At 47.1% G+C, this 25,306-nt stretch carries 19 protein-coding genes; all 19 read right to left on the bottom strand.

Annotated features, from left to right (window positions below; all coding sequences use genetic code 11):
* Nucleotides 1-94 precede the first annotated feature (94 nt).
* Nucleotides 95-4,159 carry a two-partner secretion domain-containing protein gene (locus DL94_RS0101855; RefSeq protein ID WP_197020695.1) on the bottom strand — a complete coding sequence of 1,355 codons (4,065 nt, stop codon included), beginning with the start codon at nucleotides 4,157-4,159 and terminating at the stop codon, nucleotides 95-97.
* A gap of 279 nt (nucleotides 4,160-4,438) precedes the next feature.
* Complete coding sequence (locus DL94_RS15775; RefSeq protein WP_028128679.1) at nucleotides 4,439-8,368, bottom strand: two-partner secretion domain-containing protein; 3,930 nt, start codon at nucleotides 8,366-8,368, stop codon at nucleotides 4,439-4,441.
* A gap of 159 nt (nucleotides 8,369-8,527) precedes the next feature.
* On the bottom strand, nucleotides 8,528-8,980 hold the full coding sequence (locus DL94_RS15120) for a CAP domain-containing protein (RefSeq protein ID WP_051586247.1): 453 nt from the start codon (nucleotides 8,978-8,980) through the stop codon (nucleotides 8,528-8,530).
* 272 nt (nucleotides 8,981-9,252) lie between these two features.
* A complete protein-coding gene (locus tag DL94_RS0101870) occupies nucleotides 9,253-11,172 on the bottom strand; it encodes a helix-hairpin-helix domain-containing protein (protein ID WP_028128680.1) in 1,920 nt (639 codons plus the stop codon).
* 214 nt (nucleotides 11,173-11,386) lie between these two features.
* Nucleotides 11,387-13,696, bottom strand: a complete 2,310-nt coding sequence (pcrA, locus tag DL94_RS0101875; RefSeq protein ID WP_028128681.1) for a DNA helicase PcrA — start codon at nucleotides 13,694-13,696, stop codon at nucleotides 11,387-11,389.
* 78 nt (nucleotides 13,697-13,774) lie between these two features.
* Nucleotides 13,775-15,421 carry a putative manganese-dependent inorganic diphosphatase gene (locus DL94_RS0101880; RefSeq protein ID WP_028128682.1) on the bottom strand — a complete coding sequence of 549 codons (1,647 nt, stop codon included), beginning with the start codon at nucleotides 15,419-15,421 and terminating at the stop codon, nucleotides 13,775-13,777.
* 47 nt (nucleotides 15,422-15,468) lie between these two features.
* Nucleotides 15,469-15,738, bottom strand: a complete 270-nt coding sequence (locus tag DL94_RS0101885) for a carbon storage regulator (RefSeq protein ID WP_028128683.1) — start codon at nucleotides 15,736-15,738, stop codon at nucleotides 15,469-15,471.
* A 129-nt stretch (nucleotides 15,739-15,867) separates the two neighbouring features.
* A complete protein-coding gene (ndk, locus tag DL94_RS0101890) occupies nucleotides 15,868-16,305 on the bottom strand; it encodes a nucleoside-diphosphate kinase (protein ID WP_028128684.1) in 438 nt (145 codons plus the stop codon).
* A 22-nt stretch (nucleotides 16,306-16,327) separates the two neighbouring features.
* Nucleotides 16,328-16,855 (bottom strand): gamma carbonic anhydrase family protein, encoded by a 528-nt coding sequence (locus DL94_RS0101895; protein ID WP_028128685.1) that lies wholly within the window; start codon nucleotides 16,853-16,855, stop codon nucleotides 16,328-16,330.
* 126 nt (nucleotides 16,856-16,981) lie between these two features.
* The gene (locus DL94_RS0101900) at nucleotides 16,982-17,497 is read right to left on the bottom strand and encodes an O-acetyl-ADP-ribose deacetylase (protein ID WP_028128686.1); all 516 of its coding nucleotides are present in this window, start codon (nucleotides 17,495-17,497) and stop codon (nucleotides 16,982-16,984) included.
* A 158-nt stretch (nucleotides 17,498-17,655) separates the two neighbouring features.
* The gene (locus tag DL94_RS0101905; protein WP_028128687.1) at nucleotides 17,656-18,033 is read right to left on the bottom strand and encodes a hypothetical protein; all 378 of its coding nucleotides are present in this window, start codon (nucleotides 18,031-18,033) and stop codon (nucleotides 17,656-17,658) included.
* Between the two features lie 28 nt (nucleotides 18,034-18,061).
* Nucleotides 18,062-18,382 (bottom strand): adenylyl-sulfate kinase, encoded by a 321-nt coding sequence (locus DL94_RS0101910; protein WP_369793682.1) that lies wholly within the window; start codon nucleotides 18,380-18,382, stop codon nucleotides 18,062-18,064.
* A 183-nt stretch (nucleotides 18,383-18,565) separates the two neighbouring features.
* Nucleotides 18,566-18,814, bottom strand: coding sequence for a DUF4268 domain-containing protein (locus DL94_RS15945; protein ID WP_028128689.1), 249 nt, complete (start codon nucleotides 18,812-18,814; stop codon nucleotides 18,566-18,568).
* Between the two features lie 18 nt (nucleotides 18,815-18,832).
* On the bottom strand, nucleotides 18,833-19,588 hold the full coding sequence (locus DL94_RS0101920) for an NAD-dependent protein deacylase (RefSeq protein ID WP_028128690.1): 756 nt from the start codon (nucleotides 19,586-19,588) through the stop codon (nucleotides 18,833-18,835).
* Complete coding sequence (locus tag DL94_RS15950) at nucleotides 19,572-19,724, bottom strand: hypothetical protein (RefSeq protein ID WP_156031630.1); 153 nt, start codon at nucleotides 19,722-19,724, stop codon at nucleotides 19,572-19,574. Before DL94_RS15950 ends, DL94_RS0101920 begins: the two co-directional genes overlap by 17 nt.
* Before the next feature lie 766 nt (nucleotides 19,725-20,490).
* Nucleotides 20,491-21,909 carry an argininosuccinate lyase gene (argH, locus tag DL94_RS0101940; protein WP_028128693.1) on the bottom strand — a complete coding sequence of 473 codons (1,419 nt, stop codon included), beginning with the start codon at nucleotides 21,907-21,909 and terminating at the stop codon, nucleotides 20,491-20,493.
* Nucleotides 21,906-23,120 (bottom strand): argininosuccinate synthase, encoded by a 1,215-nt coding sequence (locus DL94_RS0101945; RefSeq protein ID WP_028128694.1) that lies wholly within the window; start codon nucleotides 23,118-23,120, stop codon nucleotides 21,906-21,908. Before DL94_RS0101945 ends, argH begins: the two co-directional genes overlap by 4 nt.
* Before the next feature lie 40 nt (nucleotides 23,121-23,160).
* Nucleotides 23,161-24,090, bottom strand: a complete 930-nt coding sequence (gene argF / locus DL94_RS0101950; RefSeq protein ID WP_028128695.1) for an ornithine carbamoyltransferase — start codon at nucleotides 24,088-24,090, stop codon at nucleotides 23,161-23,163.
* Between the two features lie 11 nt (nucleotides 24,091-24,101).
* Entirely contained in the window at nucleotides 24,102-25,304 is a 1,203-nt protein-coding gene (locus tag DL94_RS0101955) for an acetylornithine transaminase (protein WP_028128696.1), read from the bottom strand.
* Nucleotides 25,305-25,306: the final 2 nt, after the last annotated feature.

A 25,306-nucleotide genomic window follows, 5' to 3' on the forward strand; every position in this document is an offset into this window, starting at 1 on the left:
TTATAAAATGTTTTACACTAAAATACGCATTATGCGTGACAAAAGTCACAGGCTGGATTGTGACTTTTGTCACATCTTTTAGGCTGTTTTACTTTCAATTACGAAAGGAATTGTCACTTTTCTTACTGAAATGCGTGTAAACACCGTCCAAATCGTCAAGAGTTATGCCCATTTCCTTGAAGGCGGTAAACAGCGCCTGCGACTCAACATCCACGTTTTTAGTCACATCGCCAGCTATAAGCATATCCTGGGCAGAACCATCAACAGGATAAATATCAAAAGTAGAACCGTTATAGGTCAGCATGAATTTGGCCACGCCTGTTGGAGTAGTCAGTTCCTTTTCATACTCACGATACTGGTTCTTTGTCTGTACAGGTTCCGGCAGAACTTTGGCCATGGGTTCCATCTTTACCTTGTCCGGGTCAATAGAAACATTATAGGTGCCATAGGATTTTACCTGCCCACCTTCTTCACGGAAGAACGGCAGTTCAGCACTTTGCAAACCTAATACCCGGTCAGTGCCAGGTGACGTACGAGGAGCCGTAGTGTAAGAGGCCGAACCGTCAACATTCGTGGTAGCATGTGGGTCAAGCTGCGGGGTTACATCACCAGGGTTCTCGGTATTAGACTTCGGTTGCGGTTTTACATCACCGGGATTTGTATCTCCTTCCGGTTCTGTGGGCGGCGTCGGACCTGGTTCTATGCCAATAACCGTCAATGTACCAGGTTTAGCATCTAAAATATATCCATGGTCACGTGCCGTAGTTTGCATGTTGGTAAAATCAATCTTATAGGTGCCAGCTGCCGCATTGGCAGGAAAACCTGGCGACTGCGTACCAACATTATTAAGGCCATACTCAGCAAGCAGGCTGTCGTCAAAACCATCGCGGAAATTGTTTGTATAACGTCCGCTTAATTCGTTATTGAAGGTATAGCCTGTGTCAGTAAGTACTTCCCCAACCTGTTTGCTGGCATCGTTGGCCGTAAAGGTAAGCGTCGGGTTGTACTTAAAGACAAAACGATTGCCTGTAGCCGCAGAAGTCGATGTACCATCCCAGCCCCATTCGGCAAAGTTGCCACTGTCAAGATTACCCAGATCGTCACTAGGACTGTCAGAATAAATCTTCCAGGCACTGCCGCTGCTCACCTGTATCGCTGGGCTCTGATCTGCTGTAACAGCGTTTAATCTAAACAAACGCATGGGAGTCACTGGCACGGCAGTATTATTGTGGAAATTCCCCTGTGCCCTGATTACCACAGCCTGCTGATTACTGTCAGCCTCTGCCTTTAACGTGCCATTGATGGTAACGTCATTATCCGCTGTAATACTTATGGTTTTACCAGTAACAGCATTAACATTTACATCACGTCCGGCTATAGCTTTATCAGCGCCGGTGCCAGCAAACAAGGAAACATCTTTGCCAGCCTCAGCAGCTTGCGCAAGTAAAAGACTATTTACAGCCGTTGCCGACAGATTCCCATCAACCTGCACGGAGCCATTAGCTTTGATATCGGCATTAGCATTGACGGTCAAGTCATTCAACTTGGTAATACTGCCCACATTCCCCTGCAGGTCAACCTTATTACCCTTGATGTCAAGGGAAGTTTTCCCCAGTTCCGTTTCTACCACATAAGTCTTTATGAGGTCATTGTTATCATGGATGTCCTCATAGATATCATCCCACCGGGAATGATAGTTTATGGCCAGACAGTTCTGGGTATTTATTTGAATTAAATCATCATTAGGTTCATTCGCAAGGAAATTGGTATAGCCATAGGCTTTGCCAAAATGTTTGAGCTGCTTGTAATTCGCTTGGGTAGGTTCAATGCTAGTGCCCTGGGCACTCTGTATAGCCTGCACATAAAAGACCTTCCCTGCTTCAGGCCCGGTCACCCATGCCCACAGGCGCACCAAAGTGTTGTCGTTGACCTTGTACCAGCCGCGATTTCCGTTCTCCGCTCTTACATTGTAGCTATTTTTCCCATACGCCGTATCAGTATAGATGAGCTGCAGCTTTCCTTCAGGTATTTTGCCATCAGCTGTCAACCCTATTAAATTTATGTTGCCATTTTCGTCTACCGTACAGGTAACACATTCCGGCATAGCCACCACATGGCCGCCGATATGGGATTCCGCTTCAGTGGGGGCCACAGAATTCACTACAGCATCCTCCAGGCCGCTGGTGATGACAGCCAGGTATCCCCCCTGTTCCTCAGCACTTTCCTTGGACCCCTGCAATGTTACATTATGTAATGCGCCGGATTTATTGTCCCAGGGAATCTTAGCGCTAGTCCTTCCTATGGTGTACTTGTTTCCTGAATCCACCTTACCAGTAATGGTAACATCACCAGCAGACTTGCCGTCTGCTACAGTCGTATCCAGTGTCACCTTGCCGCCGGTTGCCAGCAGGACTTCACCGTTCAGGGTGATATTGCCGCCGTTCGTTACCACAGTCCGGTCTTTACCTGCTTTTTCACTATCCTTCAGCCCAAAGTATGTTCCGTTCATACCAGTAGTGGTAAAATCGCCGCCATTGGTGTTAATGTTGGCTCTGATAATAGACGCACCATCTATTCGCTCAGATTTACCATCCAGTTTGTTATTGGAATTCAAGGTAAGATTTAGTTTGCCGGCCGTACTCGTAATATCCGCATCCACACTGATATTGCGCCCGGCCGTCATGGTTAGGCTGGTGTCAGTTCCATCTTCCTTTTTTATCTCATTGGCAACCTTAATGTCTGTGAAGTCTGTCGGGCTGCCAGGTTTTGCTACGACATTGACATTGGTGGTTTTTAGCGAGGATGTAATAACGCGATTATTGACCACATTGCCACTATCTGTTGTAATAACATCATGGCTGATATTGACATTGTCACTTTCAATGTTCCAGGTGCCAGCCTGACCGTTTTCCCCTGCGGCATGAATGCTGGCCACCTTAAAGTAGCTGGAAGAGTCTTTTTTTAATTTTTTGTTACCTGCTACCAGTAAGTCCTTAGTGCCGATGGTATTGATGACACCGCCATTCACCGGCCCATCAGCTTTTACATTACCTGCCACAATCAGCTTCTCAGCCTTCAAAGAAATACTGCCGCCATCGGCCACCTTTTCCCCATCAATTACCGATGTGGCCTCGTCCTCACTCAGTCTTCCTATAGCCTTCACAGCATTCTCGGTGACTATGCTGTTGCCCTCAATGCTGATATGACCGCCGTTGCCGCTCTTAATGGTTTTGCCGTCTTTTGTCTGTCCGCCATTGGCTCTTATATCGCCGCTATTCCAAATACTATAGCCACGAATATCTATATCGCCGCCATCCGCCAGAATTATATTACCTTCTGCGTCCTTCGTTATCTTCTTGGCAGCTACTACGCCGGAATTTGCGATTATCCCATTTAAGGCCTTCTTAGCCTCCCCGGCTGTCATCACAACATAGCCATCATTAGCCGACAACGTACCAGAGTTGAGGATATTCACGTCAGCGCTCTCATCTACGCCAGCATTTACCTTAATGCCAATCTTGTCATCCAGTGCCAGCTCAATTTCATTACCTGTTCCTATACCAATCTGGCCAGCTGAAATTTTACCTTTGTTTATTACCTGATGGGCAAGGAGAACTACCTTTTTATCATTGGACATGCTGATATTGGCTAAATTATTTATGACACCAACAGTATCGCCTTTCTCAAATAAATACTTGCCATTTATAAAGTTATCATCAGTGATATTCAAAGTCGAGGCAACCAGGCTCCCTACATCTATCTTAGCACCTTCACCAAAGGTAATGCCACTAGGGTTTATCAGGAATACTGACCCGCCTCTTCCTTTGATTTCACCATATATTTCTGACATTGGCCCGTTGGGAACACGATTGAGCACCCTAAAGCCATCTGTTCCCTTAAAATTTACTCGTGCACCACTGCCAACATTGAAGGTGTCCCAGTTTATAACAGCACTGCCGTTAACTTTCACGGACATCTGATTTTTCTCTTTAACAATACCATCTCTGCTTATGTCGGCATTACCTTTGATTAAGTTTTCTCCTGTGGGCAACGCATCTGTTGCTGGTGCAGCTATCACGCTCGGCATCCACGCCGTGGCTAAAATGGCTGCTGCCAAAGCACATAATCGCTGCTTGCGCAGCTTTGTTATTCGTCGCATAAGCATCTTCACTCCTTTTTAATCTATTTTTAATAGTCTGACCATTTTGAGTATAGCACCTTTTTTGATAATTGACTATATACTTTTGCAAAATAATGTAAAAAGCCACAGAAAAACTGTGGCTTTTTAAGATATCATTGATATAACGTTATTTAGTTGTCTTTAGGAGCAACAGCCAACGCCTCCGCATCGAGAACGATGTCATCATCAACCTCAGACACTTTGACCGGGCCGCTGCGTCCCTTTAAATCGTCAATTATTTTTTTGCCATTACTCTCTTTAGCGGCGAAAGGGTAACACCTCTTTCTTGCCATCAAAATGAGTATATACGCCGTCCAAATCATCAAGGGTTATGCCCATTTCCTTGAAAGCGGCAAAGAGCGCCTGCGACGAAACATCCACGTTTTTAGCCGCATCGCCAGCCATTAAAAGGGCTTTGGCCGAGTTGTCTACCGGATAGATATCAAAAGTAGAACCGTTGTACGTCAGCATAAACTTAGCTGCACCGGCCGGTGTTGTCAGTTCCTTTTCATACTCGCGGTACTGATTCTTCGGCTGGTCTGGTTCAGGCAGAACCTTCGCCGTTGGCTCCATCTTGACCTTATCCGGGTCAATGGAAACATCATAGGTGCCATAGAGTTTTACCTTACCGCTTTGCTCACGGAAGAAAGGCAGTTCAGCACTCTGCAAACCCAAAACTCTGTCAGCACCGGGGCCGACGTTGCGTTCTGCCTCTGTATACGATGCTGATCCATTGATATTTGTGGTCTCATGAAGGTCAAGCTGTGGCCGATTATATTCATATTGCTCAGCAGATGGCTCTGTTGGGGCTGTGGGTTGAACCGGCGTTGATGTTGGTGTGGGTGTTGGTGTAGGTGTTGGTGTAGGTGTAGGTGTTGGTGTAGGTGTAGGTATTGGTGTAGGTGTTGGTGTAGGTGTTGGTGTTGGGGTGGGTGTTGGTGTTGGGGTGGGTGTGGGTGGTGGTGTGGGTGTTGGGGTGGGTGTGGGTGGTGGTGTGGGTGTTGGCTTATCTTTTACAATTAGATTACTGGGTACAAGTATGTTCTTATATCCTGCTGCAATTACTGTATTTTCACCAATATTGAATCCGATTGTATATTCCCCAGGATTTGCTTCCTTCGCGTAACCTTCGGACACAGTGCTGATGGTATTCAGTTTAGCAGCAACATCCTCTCTAGCGAAGAATTTATCCCTATAGCCATCAAGGAAATTATTAGTATACTTGTTTTCCAGCTCATTCTTAAATGTATAAGCAACCGGAGTCTTTAAAGTACCCCATTCTTTTTCTCCGCCATCCTCGGCAGTAAAGGTAAGTGTTGGGTTATACTTGAAGATATAACGATTGCCCTCGGCAGCCGTGCTAGTGTTGCCATTCCAGCCCCATTCGGCAAAATTGTTGCTGTTCAAATCGCCCAATATATCTGCGAACGGCGTATTAGAATATACCTTCCAATGACTGCCCTCACCAACTTTCAGTGCATTGGCACTATTAGAAGCCTCATTTAAGAATCTCTCTTGAGCACGAATTTCAATGGCATTTTGTGTATTCTCTGCAGAGGCAGCAAGAATGTTATTTATATTAACGTCTTTCTGAGCACTTATAAAAATACTATTATCGACAGCAACTGAATCACCTGTAATAACATTACCTTTGGAATTTATATCTAAGTTTGCTATCTTTGTAATATTTCCAATTTTATCTGATAATGTTGTATCACCGGCATTTATACTTAATGAGCTGTGTCCCAACTTGGATTCAACCATGTAGTTGTATATATATTTGTTATTTGCGTCAACTATATCATCTTCTGTATCATCCCATTGCGAACGTAATATTTTGCCTAACTGATTTAATTCATATGTATCATAATTCACAGCCAATGCAGTCTGACTTGTGTGTCCTTTGTCATCATTAGGCTCGCCAGGAGCGAAGTTGACGTAATACCCACTTACTACATAGCCATGATCTGTTTCGGTAGTATCACCTATATCATGGGGAGTGTAGTTATTTCCTGCAACATTTTCGCCATAAATTTGTACGTAAAAAATTTTACCTTTTTCTTCACCTTCAGTCCAGGCCCAATAGCGTGCATAGCTTCCATCTCTAAGCTTATACCAGCCACCATTTTTTCCTGATACATTTGTGTTGTCATTGATGATGGTTTTTACAGATTTATTATCCCCTTCCCCTACATATAACACTTCAGGTAATAAGCTGCCTTCAGTGGTCACTTCACCGTTTCTATTCCTGACTTCGACAGCTTTTCCTTCCGAATCAACAACATAGTCAACATCTGGGCCGCAACCATCTTTATGCACAACCTTACCATCTTCATCAACGTAGTTTCCTTTAGCGGTTTTTACTGCAACTACATGACCACCAGCATATGCTTTCTGTCTAAAACTAAAATCCAATGGAGCAGTAGAAGATACTACTGCATCTTCCAAGGAACTAGTAATAACTGCCAAATAAGAGTCGCTTTCAGATTTAGCTTTCGATTCAGCCTCAGACCACGATAGCGGTTTTTTCTTATTCGTTGATGGATCCTTATTGGTAATAGTTTCATAATAATTCGCAGAATTAACCGTCCCATCTATAATGACACTACCATTCTTATTATTGGAGGTTGTATCTAATGTCACTATGCCACCAGTTCCTAATAAAACTTCAGCACCACCAAGTTTAATATCTCCACCATGAGTCTTTATATATCTATCGGTGTTAATCTCTGACTTATTCTTAATGCCAAAATACGTCCCATTTGTCTTTACATCATTACTATTAAACTCAGAAGTTTTAAAATCACCTCCGTTGGTATCAATATTAGCTCTTATTATATTGGCACCGTCATGGCGAATTGAATTTGTCTTTTCAAAACCAGCCGTATCGCCTTCTAATATAAGATTCAACTTGTTTGTCTTGCTCATGATATCTGCATCAACACAAACATCACGTCCAGCTGTAATAGTTAATGTCGTATCGTTTGGAATATTTGAGACATTAGCCTCCAATTCATTTGCAACTTTTGTAATAGGTTCGCTAATATGAACATCAGAGAAATAATTTTGAATTGTTGGACTGGCCGTAATATGCACATTGGTATCAAGCAGCGATTGGCTGATAACATCGCTATATATAGTATTATTAGCGCCACTCTTATCAACTGTTAATACTTTACCAGTACTGTTCCAAGTTCCGGCTTTAGTTCCATCTTCTGATACAGAGTGGATATCAGCGCCATTAATCACTTTGATATTTTCATAGCCAGTAGTGGTAATCGTTCCCCCTTTGGATACTAACTTTCCACTAACTGTAACATTAGCAGCCGCCAATGCGATATTACCGCCATCTCCGGTAAGTTCTACCACCTGCTTACCGTTTTCATCTTTGCTGACTTTGATTTCTTTGGCAACTTGAATCGTTCCCGTGTTTTTGATAAGGCTGTCAGCAATATTCTGATCTATATTTTTGGTATTAAAAAGGATTAAGTTTTTTTCAGGATCAATCTTGGCATCATTTGGCAAATCTATCTGCATGCTTATTTTATCAGTATAGCTTAGTTCAATTTTATCCCCAAAACCCATGGCAACATCTGATGCAGAAATCGTACCTGCGTTATTGATAATATGAGCCAGGATTGCCACATAGCCATCTGTGGCGGCGATATTAGCCGTTCCTTCTACAGTTATGGCACGTTTATTATTATCTGCTTTTTCAAATACATATTTGCCTTGCATGAAACTTTCGTAATCCGCTTTCATGGTAGAGGCTACCAAGCTGCCAACATCGACTTGTGCACCAGCACCAAAGGTAATACCATGGGGATTTATTATAAATACTGTCCCCCCAGTGCCATTAAGAATACCATCAATACGAGAACTGTCATTTCCTGTTACACGGTTTAAAACTGCCCAACCAGTATCATTCGGCTTACTAAATGTTACGCTATGGCCTTTTGCAATGTTAAATGACTCCCAGTTTATAGCCGCTTTATCAGCATTTAGTGTGACCTGCATTTGTTTTTCTTTAGAGGTATCAACTACCGCACCTTGTAATAAGGCTTTATCATTAGTTGCTAATACCGGCAAATCAGGAGCCGCCATCACGCTCGGCATCCACACCGTGGCGATAATGGCTGCGGTCAGCGCCCCTATGCGCTGTTTTCTGTGTTTCGCTATCCATGTCATTTCGTTCCCCTCACTTCCCCTTTGTCATATCTGTAGCGTTACTCAAAATTGTATGACTATTCTAATTATAGTATAGCAAAAATCTTTTCTTTTGAAAAGATTTTACTACAAAAAACCACGGCTTTAGCCGTGGTTTTTTATCCCAGTTTGGCTCTTCTGTCACTCCCCTGCAAAGAGCAGTGCCCAGTAATAATGCCCATCTTCCTTATTGTACTTGCATTCAACACCCATGCGCACATAGTGGCGGCCAAGGATGTTAGCACGATGAGTTGGAGAACCCATCCATGCACGTACAATTCTCTGAGCGTCTTTAACCCCGCTGACTGCCAGGTTTTCACCAAACCAGCCGCAAGTGCCATTTTCCAGAACTGATTTAACATCTCTGCCATCAGGACGCTGATGTGCGAAGCTCACCTGAGCCTCTTTTGCTCTTACATCTGCACAACGACCGATCATGTCATCGAGTACCAGCGGCTGCAAGCCTGCATTAACTCGTTCAACATTCACGAAATACTGCACTTCAGTCCGAATATCGGAAGCAAAAACAGGAGATGCTACAATCAGAGCTGCGAACATGACCAGTGCAAACATAATGCGCTGCATAGTTCTCATAGTAACCTCTCCTTTGCTTTGTTACAAATCCATTGCTTTGAGCACAATGTCTCCACACTTTATGCCTCCCCACATAAGCAGGGTACGCAGGATTCTTCACAAAACCAGTAAGATAGTTACGTCATTGCTGACTGCAACGTGTTTTACTGTTACGGCTATCACATAACCGTACAATCCGCAGTTCTGTTAACCTATTCAGTTAGGAATATGACCTTTACACGTTTATTATAACATGCAAAGGTCAATATGGCAATATCTGAAAATTATTTCTTTTATGACAGCATATTTACCAGTTCTTCCGGGCTGATGAGTTTTGTCCCTACCTCCCGGGCTTTGACAGCTTTACTGCTGGTACTGTTGACGTCCTGAATGACAAGATAATCTGTTTTGCTGCTGACAGCTTTCCCCTCTTTGCCGCCGGCTGATTCAATAAGTTCCACATAGTAGCTGCGCGGCTGGGCCATTTTGCCGGTAAGCACAAATATTTTTCCGGCATAGTCACCAGCAGGCGCTGCCACCTTTTCATAAGGGGCAATGGAAACGTATTGTTCCAGATTCGTGACTGCCTGCATAAAATTCTCCGCGGTAAGAGTTTCCGCTGTTTTCGGACCGATGCCATTGATTTCCTGCAGCATTTCCTGCGGATTTTCAGCGGTGGCTATTTTATCAGCCAGGTTTGACAAGTCACCGAAATTATCCGCCAGAATTTTGCCAACATCGCTGCCAATACCAGGCAGGCACAAGGCTTTGATAAAGCGCGGCAGTTCAACATTTTGTCTGGCGGCTTGGATATTGCCGTAGAGCTTTTCTGCGGACTTGCGGGCAAAGCCTTCCAGGGATTCGAGCATTTCTACGGTAAAGTTAAAAAGCAAAGTATAGCTGAGTTCGGCCGCCGGCGTCTGTGTCTTGGCGTAGGCCACCATCTTACGGGCGGTTTCAATGGACAGGCCATCAATGTTTAAAACATCTTTGCTGCCCACAAAGGCAATGTCCTGTGCCAGACGTTCATCACAGGCCGGGTTAACACAAAACTGCTGGCCATTGACTTCTTCGAGCGGCTGACCACAGGAGGGACAAACAGCCAATGAGATTTCCCCCGTGCCTTCCTCTAAAACTCTGGTAATCTGCGGAATGATTTCATTGGCCTTATGAATCTCCACCGTAGCACCGATTTTTATCCCCAGTTCTTTAATCATGGCCGCATTGTGCAGCGAGGCCCGGGTAACCGTGGCCCCATCGATTTCCACCGGGTCGACCACAGCCACCGGCGTAGCTTTGCGGCGCCCCATCTGCCAGATGACATCACGGACAACCGTGACAAATTTCTCTGACAGTGCCTTATAGGCAAAACCATTACGCGGATGATGGGCAGTATAGCCGAATTTTGCCAAGCTGTTTTCCTGGCAGCTTTTAATGACGATACCGTCAATGGGAATGTTCTGCCCCTTTAAGCTGGCGTAATAGTTTTCGATAGCCGGCAAAGAGTTATCTGCGTCAGTCAGTTCCTGCATGTCCGTAGCCGTAAAGGCCGTCTGCTCAGCAATAATTCTTCTGGCCGCCAGCGGCGTAATATCTTCCCCGGGTATTTCATAGCAGACATAACTAAGATAATCCACAAACGGGCTGCGCTCCTTACGCCGCAAGATACCTGCCGCCGCATTGCGCATATTCTTCATGGGTTCTTCGCCCTGGGCGGTCAATTCCTCATTCATTTTGGCAAAGTGTTCCTGCGTGATATAAACCTCGCCGCGAACAGCATAGCCGCTGTTATTAACACCAGCCCCCTCATAACGGCTGATAAAATTAGGCAGCACCTCACCAATCCGGCCGCCCAGACCACGGGTAACAAAACGGCAGGAACCATCAGCATTAGGATAAGCAACGACCGTCAGTCCGTCATACTTCGGCTGAATCACGACCGGCCACAATTCTGCAACCTTTTTGACCAGGTCCGCCTCACTATCCACGCCCTTAGTCCATTTACTCAGGGATGTAACCGGATGGGGATGGGAAAACTTGTCAAAATCCCCTGCCGCACTGCCGGGCACATAGTTCAAATCCTCAACACCATATTTATCAATATAAGACCGCCGCAAAGCATCGTATTCTTCATCAGCCAAAACAGGATTGTCCAGCTCATAATATTCCCGGTCAGCCTTTTTAATCGCCGCCAGATGTTCTTCACGAGTCACTAATATTCACCTTCTTTATAAACGAACCCCTTTAGACATGACATTATTTTCAATACAGGCAGGCAAAAGCCAGCCGCAGGGGGATTGCTTTACGGAGCGTTTGACGCCGCTGCGTCTCAGCGCAGAAAAGTAATCCCCCTGCGACTGGCGTCTTTTCACCTCATTGTTAGTATTAAAATGTCAATGTCAAAAGTCAAAAGTCAAATGTCAAATGTCAAACCTTGCTAATCGGCGCATATTTCTGCATCAGTCCTTTGACGCCCTGTCCCGGGAAGGCAATCTTCAGCTCAACTTCTTCACCTTCACCCTTAACAGAAACGACTGTACCAACACCCCATTTACCATGCTGGGCCTTATCCCCCACCTTCCACTCTACACTGGTGTCGGGGCGGATAACGCCGGTTTGTGGCTGCACATTGACGCTGCGCTTTTGCATGGAGTTCAATACTTCAAACGCTGACTTAGCCTTATCCGTAAAGGCTGCCGGATTGCGTCCCATCTGACTGGCACTGGGGCGGAAAGTCATGGTACCGCTGCGCTGCTGCGGTCCATAATGGTTGGCATTGGCAAAGCCATAGGAATTTGCCCGGGGGATTAACGCCTCCGTATATTCCTCCGGGATTTCCCCCAGGAACCGGGAACGGACAGCCGGACTTGTCTTACCGTAAATGGTACGCTGCCGGGCACAGGTCAGATAGAGCTTGCGCTCAGCCCGGGTAATGCCCACATAGCAGGTACGGCGTTCTTCCTCAATTTCATTTTCATCCATCAGGGTACGGGAATGTGGGAACAAGCCTTCTTCCATGCCAATCATAAAGACCGTGGGGAATTCCAGACCTTTGGCAGCATGGAGAGTCATAAGTGTTACCCGGTCATCTTCAAGCTCGGCATTGTCGATATCCGAAACCAGGGACAAAGTAGCCAGGAAATTTTCCAACGTGGGATTTTCCTCGCTCTTTTCAAAGTCACGCGCCACGCCGATAAATTCCTTAAGGTTTTCGATACGGCTTTCATTTTCCGGCTTGTTTTCTTCTTTAAGTTCGCGCAGGTACCCGGATTCTTCCAATACCTTTTCGATTAAATCATCGATATGCATATTGGCCTGATAGCCCATGTATTTAAAAATAAAGGTCGCAAACAGCTCCAAGGGTTTCTTGGTGCGTGCCGTAATACCGGGAATGGCATCAAGTGTATCCGGATTGGAAATGACATCAAAAACCGTCAAGCCGTTAGCGTCAGCATAGGCGGCGATTTTGCCCAGGCTCGCAGCCCCCAGGCCGCGTTTGGGCACGTTGATAATCCGCATGAGGCTGACAGTATCCAAAGGATTGTATATCACACGCAGGTAGGCCAAAATATCCTTGATTTCCTTGCGGTCATAGAACTTCAGCCCCCCGACCATAGTGTAGGGAATGCCGGAACGCATAAAAGTTTCTTCGACCACACGCGACTGGGCATTGGTACGGTAAAGAATAGCAATATCACCATAGGAGGCATTAAAAATGGTCTTTTGTTTCATGACCGTGGTCGCTATGAACTGTGCTTCATCCCGTTCATCACCGGCCTCATATACGGTAATTTTCTCACCAGTGGTATTTTCCGTCCACAGTTCCTTTTTCTTGCGGTTGATATTGTGTTCGATAACCGCATTAGCTGCCGCCAGTATATTCTTGGTAGAACGATAGTTCTGCTCCAATTTGATAGTACGGGCCTCCGGATAATCCTGCTCAAAATCCATAATATTGCGGATATCAGCGCCACGCCAGCCATAAATTGACTGGTCAGCGTCACCCACAACACAAAGGTTATGGTGCTTGGCGGCGAGAATCTTGGTCAGCTGGTACTGGGCACCATTGGTATCCTGATACTCGTCCACCAGAATATATTTAAAACGGTTCTGATATTTTACGCGGACTTCCTCATGTTCTTCGAGCAGCAGCACGGAAATCATCAGCAGGTCATCGAAGTCCAAAGCATTATTGGTACGCAGTTTCTTGGCATAAAGCTTGTAGATTTCCGCCACTTTCTGCTGGAAGAAACTATCCGCGTCCCGTTCCATGGCCTTAGGCCCCATCAACTGGTTTTTAGCGTTGGAAATAGCATTTTGCACAGCGCTGGGTGCATACTGCTTGGGGGCCAGATTCATTTCCTTAAGGCATTCCTTTATGACCACCTGGCTGTCACTGGCGTCATAAATGACAAAGTTGCGCTTATAAAGGCCCGTGGCCTCAATTTCCCGGCGCAGGAATTTAGCACAAAAAGAGTGGAAGGTGGAAAGCCAGACGTCTTTTGCACCTTCACCAATCATGCGGTCAACACGGTCACGCATTTCCGTGGCAGCCTTATTGGTAAAGGTAATGGCCAGAATGCTCCACGGGGCCACGCCTTTAGCCAAAAGATTGGCAATCTTACAGGTCAGTACCTTGGTTTTACCCGAGCCGGCACCGGCCATAATGAGCAGCGGTCCGTCGGTATGCTCCACTGCTTTTGTCTGAGCGGGATTAAGTCCTGCAAATATATCCAAAATAGCCTCCTAATTACTATCCTCAGAAATAAAACCCGCCCTCTCCCGAAAGAGGGGCGGTATATATGTAATTTACGATTATTTGCTAATGCACTTTACAGCCTCAGAAAGGGGCGGAATGATCTGTTTCTTACGGCTCATGACGCCGGGCAGGTATACATGAGTACCGCTGGCATCCTTCTTGAAGGCCTCACCGATAAGCGTCTTGGGCGAACCGGCATAGAGCAGGTAAGTTGCCTCTTCGAGTATATCCGTAACCATAACCAGGCTCATATCGAAACCATCATGCTCACAGATTTTCGTCATAGCCTCAATCAGCTGCGGTTCCAAATCCATGACTTCCTTGGTGTCCATCACAGAAATCTGGCTGACGATAATGCGGTAGTCGCCAATCTGGAATTCCTTCAGGTCATTCTTGGCAATTTCCGAAGGCGTCATATCACCGATGCCGGAACCAGCTTTGAGCATAGCCATGCCGTACTCGTTGATGTCTACGCCGGCGATTTCAGCCAGACGCTGAGCCGTTTTCTTGTCGTATTCCGTGCAAGTCGGGGATTTAAAGAGCACTGTGTCGGAAATGATAGCCGACAGCAGCAGGCCGGCAACAGATGCCGGGATATCGATATCCTTCTGCCAGTGCATGTTGGCAACGATGGTAGCCGTGCAGCCGACCGGCTCAGCATGGGTGAAAATCGGTTCGCTGGTCTGAATACCGCCCAGACGATGATGGTCCACGATTTCGAGAATCTTGGCCTCTTCAATACCTTCAACAGCCTGACCGCGTTCGTTATGGTCAACGAGAATAACCTGTTCACGTTCCGGAACCATGAGATTATCACGGCTTACCACACCAACGAGCTTGTCGTTTTCTACTACCGGATAGTTGCGGAAGTTGGTTTCTTCCATCGTGCCCTTGATATCGGAAAGCATATCCAGCGGCTTGAAACATACCGGATTTTCATGCATGATACGGCGGATAGGCACGCACTGGTTAATCAGGCGGGCTACGGTATAAGTGTCATAAGGCGTAGACAGGACAAACATGCCCTTGGCCTCAGCAGCCTCAATCACATCGGCAGATACACGGCCATTGCCCGTAACCACCAGACAGGAAATCCCCTGATTTACGATATCGATAAGAGTTTCATCATGGCGGTCGCCTACGAGTACAACATCATTTTCATTGATTATGTTTTTAATCATGCTGATGGAGCCGGCCGCAATACGCACATTGCCCTTGATGAAGTCGCCTTCTTCGCCGGATACCAGTACCTTACTGTCGGTAGCAGCGATAACATCACGATAACGTACACGCATTTCTGCCAGGTTCTGCATACCCAGTTCCTGGAAATAACGTTTAGCCAGGTCAGAAACCGTCACAATACCTACCATTACACCCTTGCTGTCCGTAACGGGCACGGAACGCAAATCATGTTCACGCATAACCTCACCCAGACGGCGCAGGGTATCATGCTGACGTACCACGATTTTGCTGTCGAGCATAACATCCTTGACACGGGGATACAAATCAGTCAGCAGCAACGGCTTTTCCACCTTGAAATACTCCAGAGCGTATTTCGTTTCAGCATTCACCTTGCCAGCCCGTGCCGGAACAACATTTTCGCCCAGAGCCTGCTTCAAATGAGCATAGCCGATAGCCGAACAGATGGAGTCCGTATCGGGGTTGCGATGACCGATAGTATAAATAGGTTTTGCGCTTTTCATAAAAGAAAATTCCTCCTCATATAATAGACGATATTGTAGATATCGCGTTAATTACAATTCACTTGCGTCAGGGCGTCAGCCATTGACTCCTGGAGCCGGCAGTCCACCTTGATATTGTCACCATGGGGCAGTTCCTCCGCCGCATGACGCTTAGCCATTTCGGCAAATTCCTGAGGCTTTTCGGCCCGTTTAACGGAAATCTCGGTTGGCGCGGTTACACCAATCTTAATCTTACCACCACTGACTTTGACAATTGACACCACAATGTTGTCGCCAATCATAATTTCTTCATTTGCTTTTCGGGTCAAGACCAACAAAGTCCCATCCCCCCTTTATTCCGTTACAGTCAATGATACCACAAACATAAAGGTAATTTCAAATCTTGACAAAGAAAAAACCTTCCAGAATGGCAATTTCTGAAAGGTTTTCGGTTATTCGCTTATAAATTAGTCCTTAACGTGATATTCTCCGTCCAGGATTTCAGTTTCGTTGAAGAAAATATGAATTTCCCGCTGCGCATTTTCCGGGCTGTCGGACGCATGAACGGCGTTGCGGCTGCCACTGGTGGCAAAAAGTTTACGGATAGTACCCTCAGCGGCTTCGGCCGGGTTGGTCTTGCCGTGCAGTTCGCGGATACGGGCAATGGCATTTTCCCCTTCCAGCACTAAAGCAATGAGTGGCGCCGAAGTCATAAAGCCCACCAGGTCATTGTAATACGGGCGGCCGATATGCTCAGCATAATGAATGGAGGCCAGACGTTCGTCCATTTTGAGCAGTTTCATGCCGACAATACGAAAACCTTCCTGCTCGTAGCGTTTGATGATGTCGCCACTATGATGTTTGGCAAAAGCGTCAGGTTTAATGAGTACCAGTGTTTTTTCCATGTTAAAAATTTCCCCTTACTGTTTATTTTTGCGCTTCGAGTTCATCCTCATAACGTTTTGCTATCAGTCCGTAATTATCCACGGATACCTTCAAGGCCTCGATTTCATCATCACGTAAAGCACGGATAATCTGGGCAGGGTTGCCATATACCAAAGAATTCGAAGGTATTTTCTTATGCTGCGTCAGCTGCGTGCCGGCACCGATGATAACATTATCACCGATTTCCGTATGGCCAAGAATAACAGAACCCATGCCGATAAGGCAATTATTGCCGATTTTGCGGCTATGAACGACGGCATTGTGACCAATGATGACATTGTCGCCTATTTCCGTAGGCTCATCAAGCATAACATGAATGGTGCAATTGTCCTGAATATCACAATTCTTGCCAATGCGTATTTTCTGAAAGTCACCACGCACCACAGCGTTAAACCATAAATGGCTGCCTTCGCCGATTTCCACATCTCCTACGACAGTAGCCGATGGTGCGATAAATACATCCTTCCCTATATTGGGCGCTTTTCCTTTATACGACAGGATAGTGCTCATAGATACCGCCTCCTAGTTCGTCTAGTATAATTATTATTTGCTCTTATATTATAGCAATTTATGCAAAATTGTGCAAATCCGGCTGACCGTAAGCAGTTATGAGCCTGTCATAAATTTGTTTTGATGTCAGCATTTCTGTAACGCTCCGTCATACACCAGCTTTGTCCGTTCATCAAACAATACCCACAGAACTTCGTCAAACGCCTTAGGGTACTCCTTTACGACTTCTCTGACCGCCCCAATGGCAATCTCCGCTGCCTGTTGCACGGGATAGGAATACACGCCCGTTGATATTGATGGAAAAGCCACGCTACGGATGCCTCTCTCAATGGCCAGCTCCAGTGAGTTACGATAGCAGCCAGCCAGTAGTGCTGCTTCACCATGACTGCCACCATGCCATACCGGCCCCACAGTATGGATGACATAACCGCAAGGCAATCTGTATGCCTTGGTAATCTTTGCCTGACCTGTCCTGCAGCCATTCAGAGTCCGGCACTCTGCCAAAAGCTCCGGCCCAGCGGCTCTGAGTATGGCTCCATCCACGCCACCACCGCCAAGCAGGCTCTCATTGGCGGCATTGACAATGGCATCGGCATAATGTTTTGCCGTAATGTCTCCCAGTTCCGTCCTTATAATAGTCATGTTGCTATTCTCCCCCTTCTGCTTATTTCGGTAAGTGCAAACACACCAAAGCACATGATTGGTGTCACACAGGAGCGTAACCCCTACACCATATCTTTGCGCCACTTCTTCTGTCTGCCGTACTACCGGACAGGCATCGGCATCAACGTAAATACGCATCACAGCATATTGAAGGTGAGCTTCATGCCTTTATGGATTTCATTCTGCTGACAGCGATTCGGGCAAAGTACATTCTCGCTTTCGTAAGGTACAAAAATCTCTTCTACCTCATCCTGATATAGCAATTCGATGCTGTAGATGCTTTGCTCATTCATAAGCCTCTCGAAAACACTCAATTTCCCACGGCCTAATTTGTCGGCACTTTCCCTTAAACAAATGCCTACCTGCTTAGCCTTTTTGCTGCGTCTGTATATACCGTCCTTATAGGAAATATATTCCAGCACCTCACCGAAATACAAGGACTCCACATCCTTGATGTCGATGATGACGCTCCCACCATTTCGGAACTTCAATTTGATTTCAAGTATATCAGCCATTTATAGTCCCCCATAACTACATCCACTATTACCGCATCTTCAAGTCCAACAGCACCCTGTCCGTCACCCAAGGCGATATTACCGTGTATCCAATGCCCGCTCCATCCAGGACGGCCTTGATTTCCTCATCCTTCACCTTAGCCCGCTCCAGATTGGTTTCCTTACGCCCATCAATGCTGATGAATTCGTCATTCCGATGGAGTAAATATTCCACATTGTCACCCACCAGCTCCGTCTTATGCCCCTTGCGCTTCAGCTTCGAAAAAATATCTGCGGCGATGGTGCTCTTGCCATGATGGATGAATCCATCCGCAACTACAAAGCTGGCAACGTTTCTGCACCAATCGATTTAACGGGGTTCTAACCATGAGTTTTGCTATTCGTATGGGAATCCCGGAAATATACCCACGATATTGAACCGCTAACCAAACGATATGGAGTCAAAGTTTGGCAGTCTTATCTGGAGAACAACACCAGCCGTGCTATGCGTATGTACTGGGTATATGGACCAGAGCGCCAAACAGCACCAATATCACAGATGCACTTTAAATGCCTTTTTTATTCTGAGCATGACATCTATTATCCAATCAAACTGCCCTGCCCACTGGCTCTTATCGTCAAATTTTACATCGTTCTTTTCTATGCCGATTCGACTTGCCTTGCGTTGTGGCAGTTCGCGCCAATTTAAGGTTAAGCCGGCATCACTTTCGATTTTCTCTTTGTTTTTCTCAAGTTCATGAAACAGCTTCTTATCATCATCGATGTAAAGCTCAACATACAATTCACTGCGTTTCGTCTATCATGTTCCCGTCCTCCCCTTATTTACAGCTGCACTCAGCACCTTGCCGATAGGTTCACGAATAAGCAGGTTTGCTGAAGTATCCGCCCTGGTGGCTGTCTTATTGATGACCACTAAGTTATCCCCTCGGAAATAGTCCAGCAGACCTGCCGCCGGATACACTGCCAAAGATGTGCCGCCCACAATAAGCGTATCGGCTTTGCGTATGGCTCTTACAGCATTTTCAAGTACCAGTTCATTAAGTGCTTCTTCATAGAGCACGACATCCGGTCGCACAACACCACCGCAATGTGCACACCGTGGAACAACCCCCCTGCAATTTTCTTGCAAAGCATAGTCTAAGCTATAACTTCTGCCACAATCCATGCAGTACCACCGCATAACCGTTCCATGAAGTTCATATACTTCTTCGCTGCCAGCTTTCTGATGCAAACCGTCGATATTCTGTGTTACAACAGCCTGCAACTTCCCCCTGCTTTCCAATTCAGCCAACGCCTGATGTCCTTCATTGGGTGTTGCTTCCAAAAAAATCATTTTGTTAAAGAGGAATTCAAAAAACTCCTCCGGATGGCTCATCAGGAAGGTATGAGACACCATTTCCTCCGGACTGAATCGTTTGTTCAGCTTTTGATTATAAATACCATCAGCACTGCGAAAATCTGGTATCCCAGACTCTGTGGACATCCCCGCTCCACCAAAGAACACAATGTTGGAGCTGATACCGATTATTTTGGCTAATTCATTTGTTTTGCTCATCGTAATCATTCCTTACCTTGCCGCATAGTTTGATGCCTTTGTAGTAGCCATCCTGGTTTATGGCAGATGCCGCCATCGCTGGAATTGTCATAGCAAGCAGTAGCAGAACTGTAAATATGGCTGTCAGCTTCCTCATGGTCGATTACCTCATTTCAACATCTCACTTAAACTGTGGGGAATTCCTCGCGGTCCTCGTACAGCATAAATTCCATATTCCCCTTTGAGCAGTGCAAAAGGGAATTCATCTGACTTGTATCGCTTCAGCAGCTTGATTTTCATAAGCGCCGTGATGGTCAATCCCTTTTCGGCATAATCGAAAGGTATATGACATCCATTATGAGTCCGTACCACTTACGGTTATCCTCATGGCGAAGAACGGCATAGTGCGGAAATCGCCGCCACAGATGCTTCGGCTCTGTCCTATATTTTCCATTTGCGTACCGAAGCACATCTTCTCGCAATGTTTTCACCACCATCACCTCTAGTCAAAAATTCGCTGGAAACTGGCTTAATTCCTGCCTTCATGCCCATTTTGCACACCCTGCAAATGGTGCTTTGACAAATACCTGCACCGTACAAACGGGGCGCTTTCTGTCCTGCACCCCCCGGAGCAAAAAGCCGCAAAAGTCACCATCCTTATCCATGACCTGAATACAAGTCTCTCCTATACGATGCAAAAACACCTCGAAGCCCCTTATTTCATAGGGGTTCGAGGTGTTTCGCGCTCTTTGTGCTTGTATCAATTCGGCTAAGATTTTGTCTACGATGATATCCGAAGGCTGCGGCGCTGTCATGTATAATTTATCACCATAGATGTCAAAAAAGCCTTGCAGAATGGCTGTCCTCTGCAAGGCTCTTGTAGCTATTTTGACTGGTCAATTTGACTTGTCATTTTTGACCTGTCAAATCTGTTGACTCGTCAATGTCGTATTGGTCTTTTTTTCAGCATCGATAAGTTCCTGTGCGGCGGTCAGCTGCAGTTTTACCTGCTCCGTTGACGTACCGCCCAAGGAAATACGCTGGTTGACGCAGGTCTCGGGCTTCAAGGCCTCGGCAATGTCAGCCTCAAAGAGCGGCGAGAGTTCCTGCAGTTCCGGCAAGGTCATATCGGCAAGATATTTGCCCTCGGCAATGCATTTGTGCACCGCCGTACCGGATACCGCATGGGCCTGACGGAAGGGCATGCCCTTCTTTACCAGGTAGTCGGCAAGATCAGTTGCATTGGAGAAATCCTCCTCCACAGCCTTGCGCATAACATCTTTCTTGACCTTCATGCCACGGATAAGCTGAGCATAGACACCCAGGCTGAATTTCACCGTGTCGATGGCGTCAAAGATGCCTTCCTTATCCTCCTGCAAGTCCTTGTTATAAGCCAGCGGCAGGCCTTTGACCGTGGTCAGCATGGCCATCAGGTGGCCGAATACCCGGCCGGTCTTGCCGCGCACGAGTTCAGATACATCGGGGTTCTTCTTCTGCGGCATCATGGACGAGCCTGTGCAATGGGCATCGTCAAGTTCCACAAAGGAGAACTCCCGGCTGCACCACAGAATGGTTTCTTCAGACAATCTGGACAGATGCACCATCAAAATGCTGGCTGCGGACAGGAATTCCATGATGTAATCGCGGTCGCTGACAGCGTCCAGGCTGTTGCCGTAAATCTGCTCGAAATTCAGCTGCTTGGCCACCATTTCCCTGTCGATGGGGAATGTCGTCCCTGCCAGAGCGCCGGCGCCTAAAGGCATTATATCGGCACGCTGGTAAACACCGCTAAACCGGGCAAAGTCACGGGAAAGCATGCCAAAGTAGGCCAGCAGATGATGGGCAAAAAGAATCGGCTGTGCCCGCTGCAAATGCGTGTAACCGGGCATAATAACATCCTGATTCTTCTTGGCAGTTTCTATCAAGGTTTCCTGCAGGTTGATAATTTCCTGCTGTACGGCCACAACTTCGCGGCGAATGTACATGTGCGTATCGAGCGCCACCTGGTCATTACGGCTCCGGGCGGTGTGCAGCCGCCCACCAGCCTCACCAATGGCCTCAGTCAGCCGCTTTTCGATATTCATGTGGATATCTTCCAAATCCACCGAGAAGTCAAAATCCCCAGCCTCAATCTGCTGTTCGATATCCTTAAGGCCCTGCAGAATGGCCCCGCAGTCATCATCGGAGATAATGCCGCACTTGGCCAGCATGATGGCATGGGCAATGGAGCCGGCAATATCTTCGTGATACATGCGTTTGTCAAAGTTTATGGAGGCCTGGAATTCGTTGACCATTTCATCTACGGTCTTGGTGAAACGGCCTCCCCACATGGCCTCACTCATTTACCCGTCTTCTCCTGCATCAGAGCACGAACTTTGAGCGGCAGACCAAAGAGGTTGATAAAGCCCGTAGCATCAGCCTGGTTGTACACATCATCATGTTCAAAGGTTACAAATTCCTGGCTGTACAGGGAGTACGGGGAAGTTGCACCTGCGGAAATGATATTGCCCTTGTAGAGTTTGAGCTTAACCTGACCGGTAACCGTCTGCTGCGTGCTGTTGACAAAAGCGTCCAGAGCCTCACGCAGCTGGCAGAACCACATGCCATCATAAACTAGTTCAGCATAACGGATGCCAACCTGCTGTTTGTAATGATAGGTGCTGCGGTCAAGGCAGAGGTATTCCAGTTCACGATGTGCATAGTAGAGCAGGGATCCGCCCGGATTCTCATATACGCCGCGGGACTTCATGCCCACCAGACGGTTTTCGCAGATATCTACGATACCAACGCCATTGCGGGCACCGATTTCGTTGAGTTCGGTCAGCAGTTCTACAGCGCCGAGTTTCTTGCCATTGACAGCAACCGGTTCGCCCTTTTCAAAGTCGATGGTCACATATTCCGGTTCGTCCGGAGCATCCTTGGGAGCCTTGGAAATCAGGAACATGCTGTCCTTCGGTTCATTGGCCGGGTCTTCAAGGTCTGCACCTTCATGGGACAGATGCCAGATGTTTCTATCCATGGAATAAGTTTTGTTTTCCGTAGCAATGGGGATATCATGTTTCTTGGCATATTCGATTTCGGCAGAGCGGGAATCGAGATCCCATTCACGCCACGGAGCAATCAAAGTGATGTTCGGTGCCAAAGCCTTAACGGTCAGTTCAAAACGCACCTGGTCATTGCCCTTGCCGGTAGCGCCATGAGCGATAGCATCTGCGCCTTCCTGCTTAGCGATTTCCACCAGTTTCTTGGCAATGATCGGACGGGCAAAGGAAGTACCGAGCAGGTACTTATCTTCGTAAACAGCACCGGCTTTGAGCGTCGGCCATACATATTCCTTGAGGAATTCTTCCTTAAGGTCAGCAATATAAACCTTGGAGGCGCCTGATTTCAGAGCCTTGTCATGCACAGCGTCCAGTTCGTCCCCCTGCCCTACATCAGCGCAGCAGGCGATAACTTCGCAGCCGTCATAATTTTCCTTGAGCCAGGGAATGATAACGGAGGTATCAAGACCACCGGAGTAAGCCAGAACTACTTTTTTAATCTGTTTAGCCATAATGAAATACTTCCTTTCTGTTTCTAAATCTATAAACGCCTTAACCCATCGTCAGGGCCATAATGGCTTTCTGGGTATGGAGGCGGTTTTCTGCTTCGTCAAATATAACATGAGCATTGGCCTCTAAGACTTCCTCGGTGATTTCCTCACCGCGGTAAGCCGGCAGACAGTGCATTACGATAGCCCGCTTGTCAGCGTGTGCCATAAGCTCCTTGTTGACCTGATAGGGCGCAAAGATTTTCTTGCGCGCATCGTGCTCATCTTCCTGTCCCATGCTGGCCCAGGTATCCGTAACCACGATATCGGCGCCTTTAACTGCCTCCACCGGGTCAGTTACAAGTTCAATGCTGGCACCCGTGAGTTTGGCATCTTCCTTGGCCTGTTTGGTCACGGCCGCATCCGGCTGGTAATCTGCCGGTGTTGCGGCCACAAAGGTCATACCGGCCTTGGCACAGCCATACATGTAGGAGTTGGTCATATTGTTGCCATCGCCCACATAAGCCATCTTTAGGCCCTTGAGGTTCTTGCCCTTATGTTCCTGAATGGTCAGCAGGTCAGTCAGCACCTGACAAGGGTGGAGTAAATCCGTCAGCGCATTGATGACGGGGATATCGGCATATTTTGCCAGTTCTTCCACTCTGTCATGACCATAGGTACGAATCATAATACCGTCCAGATAGCGCGACAGCACACGCGCCGTATCCTTAATGGGTTCGCCGCGTCCCAGCTGCAGGTCACGGTTCGAGAGGAAAAGCGCCTGCCCGCCAAGCTGGTACATGCCAACTTCAAAGGAAACTCTGGTGCGCGTCGAGGATTTTTCAAAAATCATACCCAAAGTCTTACCTTTGAGCAGATGATGTTCAATCCCTGCCTTTTGCTTGGCCTTCAGCTCATGGGCCAAAGTCAGAATCTCCTGTACTTCATCCACAGATAAATCGTGGATGGACAACATATCGCGTCCTTTTAACATCCAAAGCCCCCTTAACCGGCGTATTTGCCGATAACTTCATCCATTACGGCAAATGCCTCATCAACCTGTGCGGTAGTGATAATGAGCGGCGGGATAAAGCGCAGCACCTTACCCGCTGTGCAGTTAATGATAAGTCCTTTTGCCAGACAATCATTGACGATATCCCGGCCATGTTCAGCACCTGCAAGTTCTGCACCAAGAATCAGGCCTTCACCACGCACATCTATAATAAATTTTGGATATTTTTTCGCTAATTCCTGCAATTTTTCCTTAAAATATTTGCCTACGACCTGAATATTTTTAAGGAAATCAGGCTGCGGTACGGTATCAAGCACCACATTAGCGGCAGCACAGGCCAGAGGATTACCGCCGAAGGTCGTACCGTGGTCACCAGGTTTAAAGGCTGCCGCCACTTTGTCGGTGACGATAAAAGCGCCGATGGGCATACCGCCGGCCAGCCCCTTGGCCAAGGTTACAATATCCGGCTTAATGCCGTAGTTCTCATAGGCAAAGAACTTGCCGCTGCGGCCGATGCCAGCCTGGATTTCATCGAGAATCAGCAGGGCACCATGCTTATCGCAAAGTTCTCTGACCTGTTTGAGATAATTACCATCCGGTGTATGAACACCGCCTTCGCCCTGAATGGTTTCGAGCATTACCGCCGCCGTCTTGTCGCTGATTTTGCTTTCCAGTTCGGCAATATCGTTGTAATGCACGTAGGTGAAACCTGCGGGCAGCGGCCCTAATCCTTCATGGTAATGCGTCTGGCCTGTCGCCGTCAGCGTAGCCAGGGTACGACCGTGGAAACTGTCCCAGGCGGAAATGATTTCCGTCTTATCGGGATTGATGTTATAGCCATACTTACGGGCAATCTTGATAGCCCCTTCATTGGCCTCGGCACCGGAATTACCGAAGAACGCCTTATCCAGGCCGCTGAGCTTGACAAGTTTGGCCGCTGCGTCAGCCTGCGGCTTGGTGTAGTAGAGATTGGAGCAGTGAATGAGTTTTCCTGCCTGCTCCGACACTGCCTGTACCAAAGCCTTGTTGTTATGCCCCAGCACATTTACGGCAATGCCGCCCAAGAAGTCCAGATATTTCTTGCCGTTTATATCCCAAACCTCGGCGCCTTCGCCGTGGTCGAGAACGATTTTATAGCGGTTAAATACCGGCAGATAGCTTTGCTGGTCCTCCGCAAAAATTTCCTGTTCCTGCATAT

Origin of the sequence: Selenomonas sp. AE3005, assembly GCF_000686945.1 — a bacterium.
Classification (GTDB): domain Bacteria; phylum Bacillota; class Negativicutes; order Selenomonadales; family Selenomonadaceae; genus Selenomonas_A.

Coding starts and splice junctions, on each gene's coding strand:
- DL94_RS0101855 (WP_197020695.1), bottom strand. CDS start 4,159: ATGCGACGAATAACAAAGCTGCGCAAGCAGCGATTATGTGCTTTGGCA.
- DL94_RS15775 (WP_028128679.1), bottom strand. CDS start 8,368: ATGACATGGATAGCGAAACACAGAAAACAGCGCATAGGGGCGCTGACC.
- DL94_RS15120 (WP_051586247.1), bottom strand. CDS start 8,980: ATGAGAACTATGCAGCGCATTATGTTTGCACTGGTCATGTTCGCAGCT.
- DL94_RS0101880 (WP_028128682.1), bottom strand. CDS start 15,421: ATGAAAAGCGCAAAACCTATTTATACTATCGGTCATCGCAACCCCGAT.
- ndk (WP_028128684.1), bottom strand. CDS start 16,305: ATGGAAAAAACACTGGTACTCATTAAACCTGACGCTTTTGCCAAACAT.
- DL94_RS0101895 (WP_028128685.1), bottom strand. CDS start 16,855: ATGAGCACTATCCTGTCGTATAAAGGAAAAGCGCCCAATATAGGGAAG.
- DL94_RS0101900 (WP_028128686.1), bottom strand. CDS start 17,497: ATGACTATTATAAGGACGGAACTGGGAGACATTACGGCAAAACATTAT.
- DL94_RS0101905 (WP_028128687.1), bottom strand. CDS start 18,033: ATGGCTGATATACTTGAAATCAAATTGAAGTTCCGAAATGGTGGGAGC.
- DL94_RS0101920 (WP_028128690.1), bottom strand. CDS start 19,588: ATGAGCAAAACAAATGAATTAGCCAAAATAATCGGTATCAGCTCCAAC.
- DL94_RS15950 (WP_156031630.1), bottom strand. CDS start 19,724: ATGAGGAAGCTGACAGCCATATTTACAGTTCTGCTACTGCTTGCTATG.
- argH (WP_028128693.1), bottom strand. CDS start 21,909: ATGAGTGAGGCCATGTGGGGAGGCCGTTTCACCAAGACCGTAGATGAA.
- DL94_RS0101945 (WP_028128694.1), bottom strand. CDS start 23,120: ATGGCTAAACAGATTAAAAAAGTAGTTCTGGCTTACTCCGGTGGTCTT.
- argF (WP_028128695.1), bottom strand. CDS start 24,090: ATGTTAAAAGGACGCGATATGTTGTCCATCCACGATTTATCTGTGGAT.
- DL94_RS0101955 (WP_028128696.1), bottom strand. CDS start 25,304: ATGCAGGAACAGGAAATTTTTGCGGAGGACCAGCAAAGCTATCTGCCG.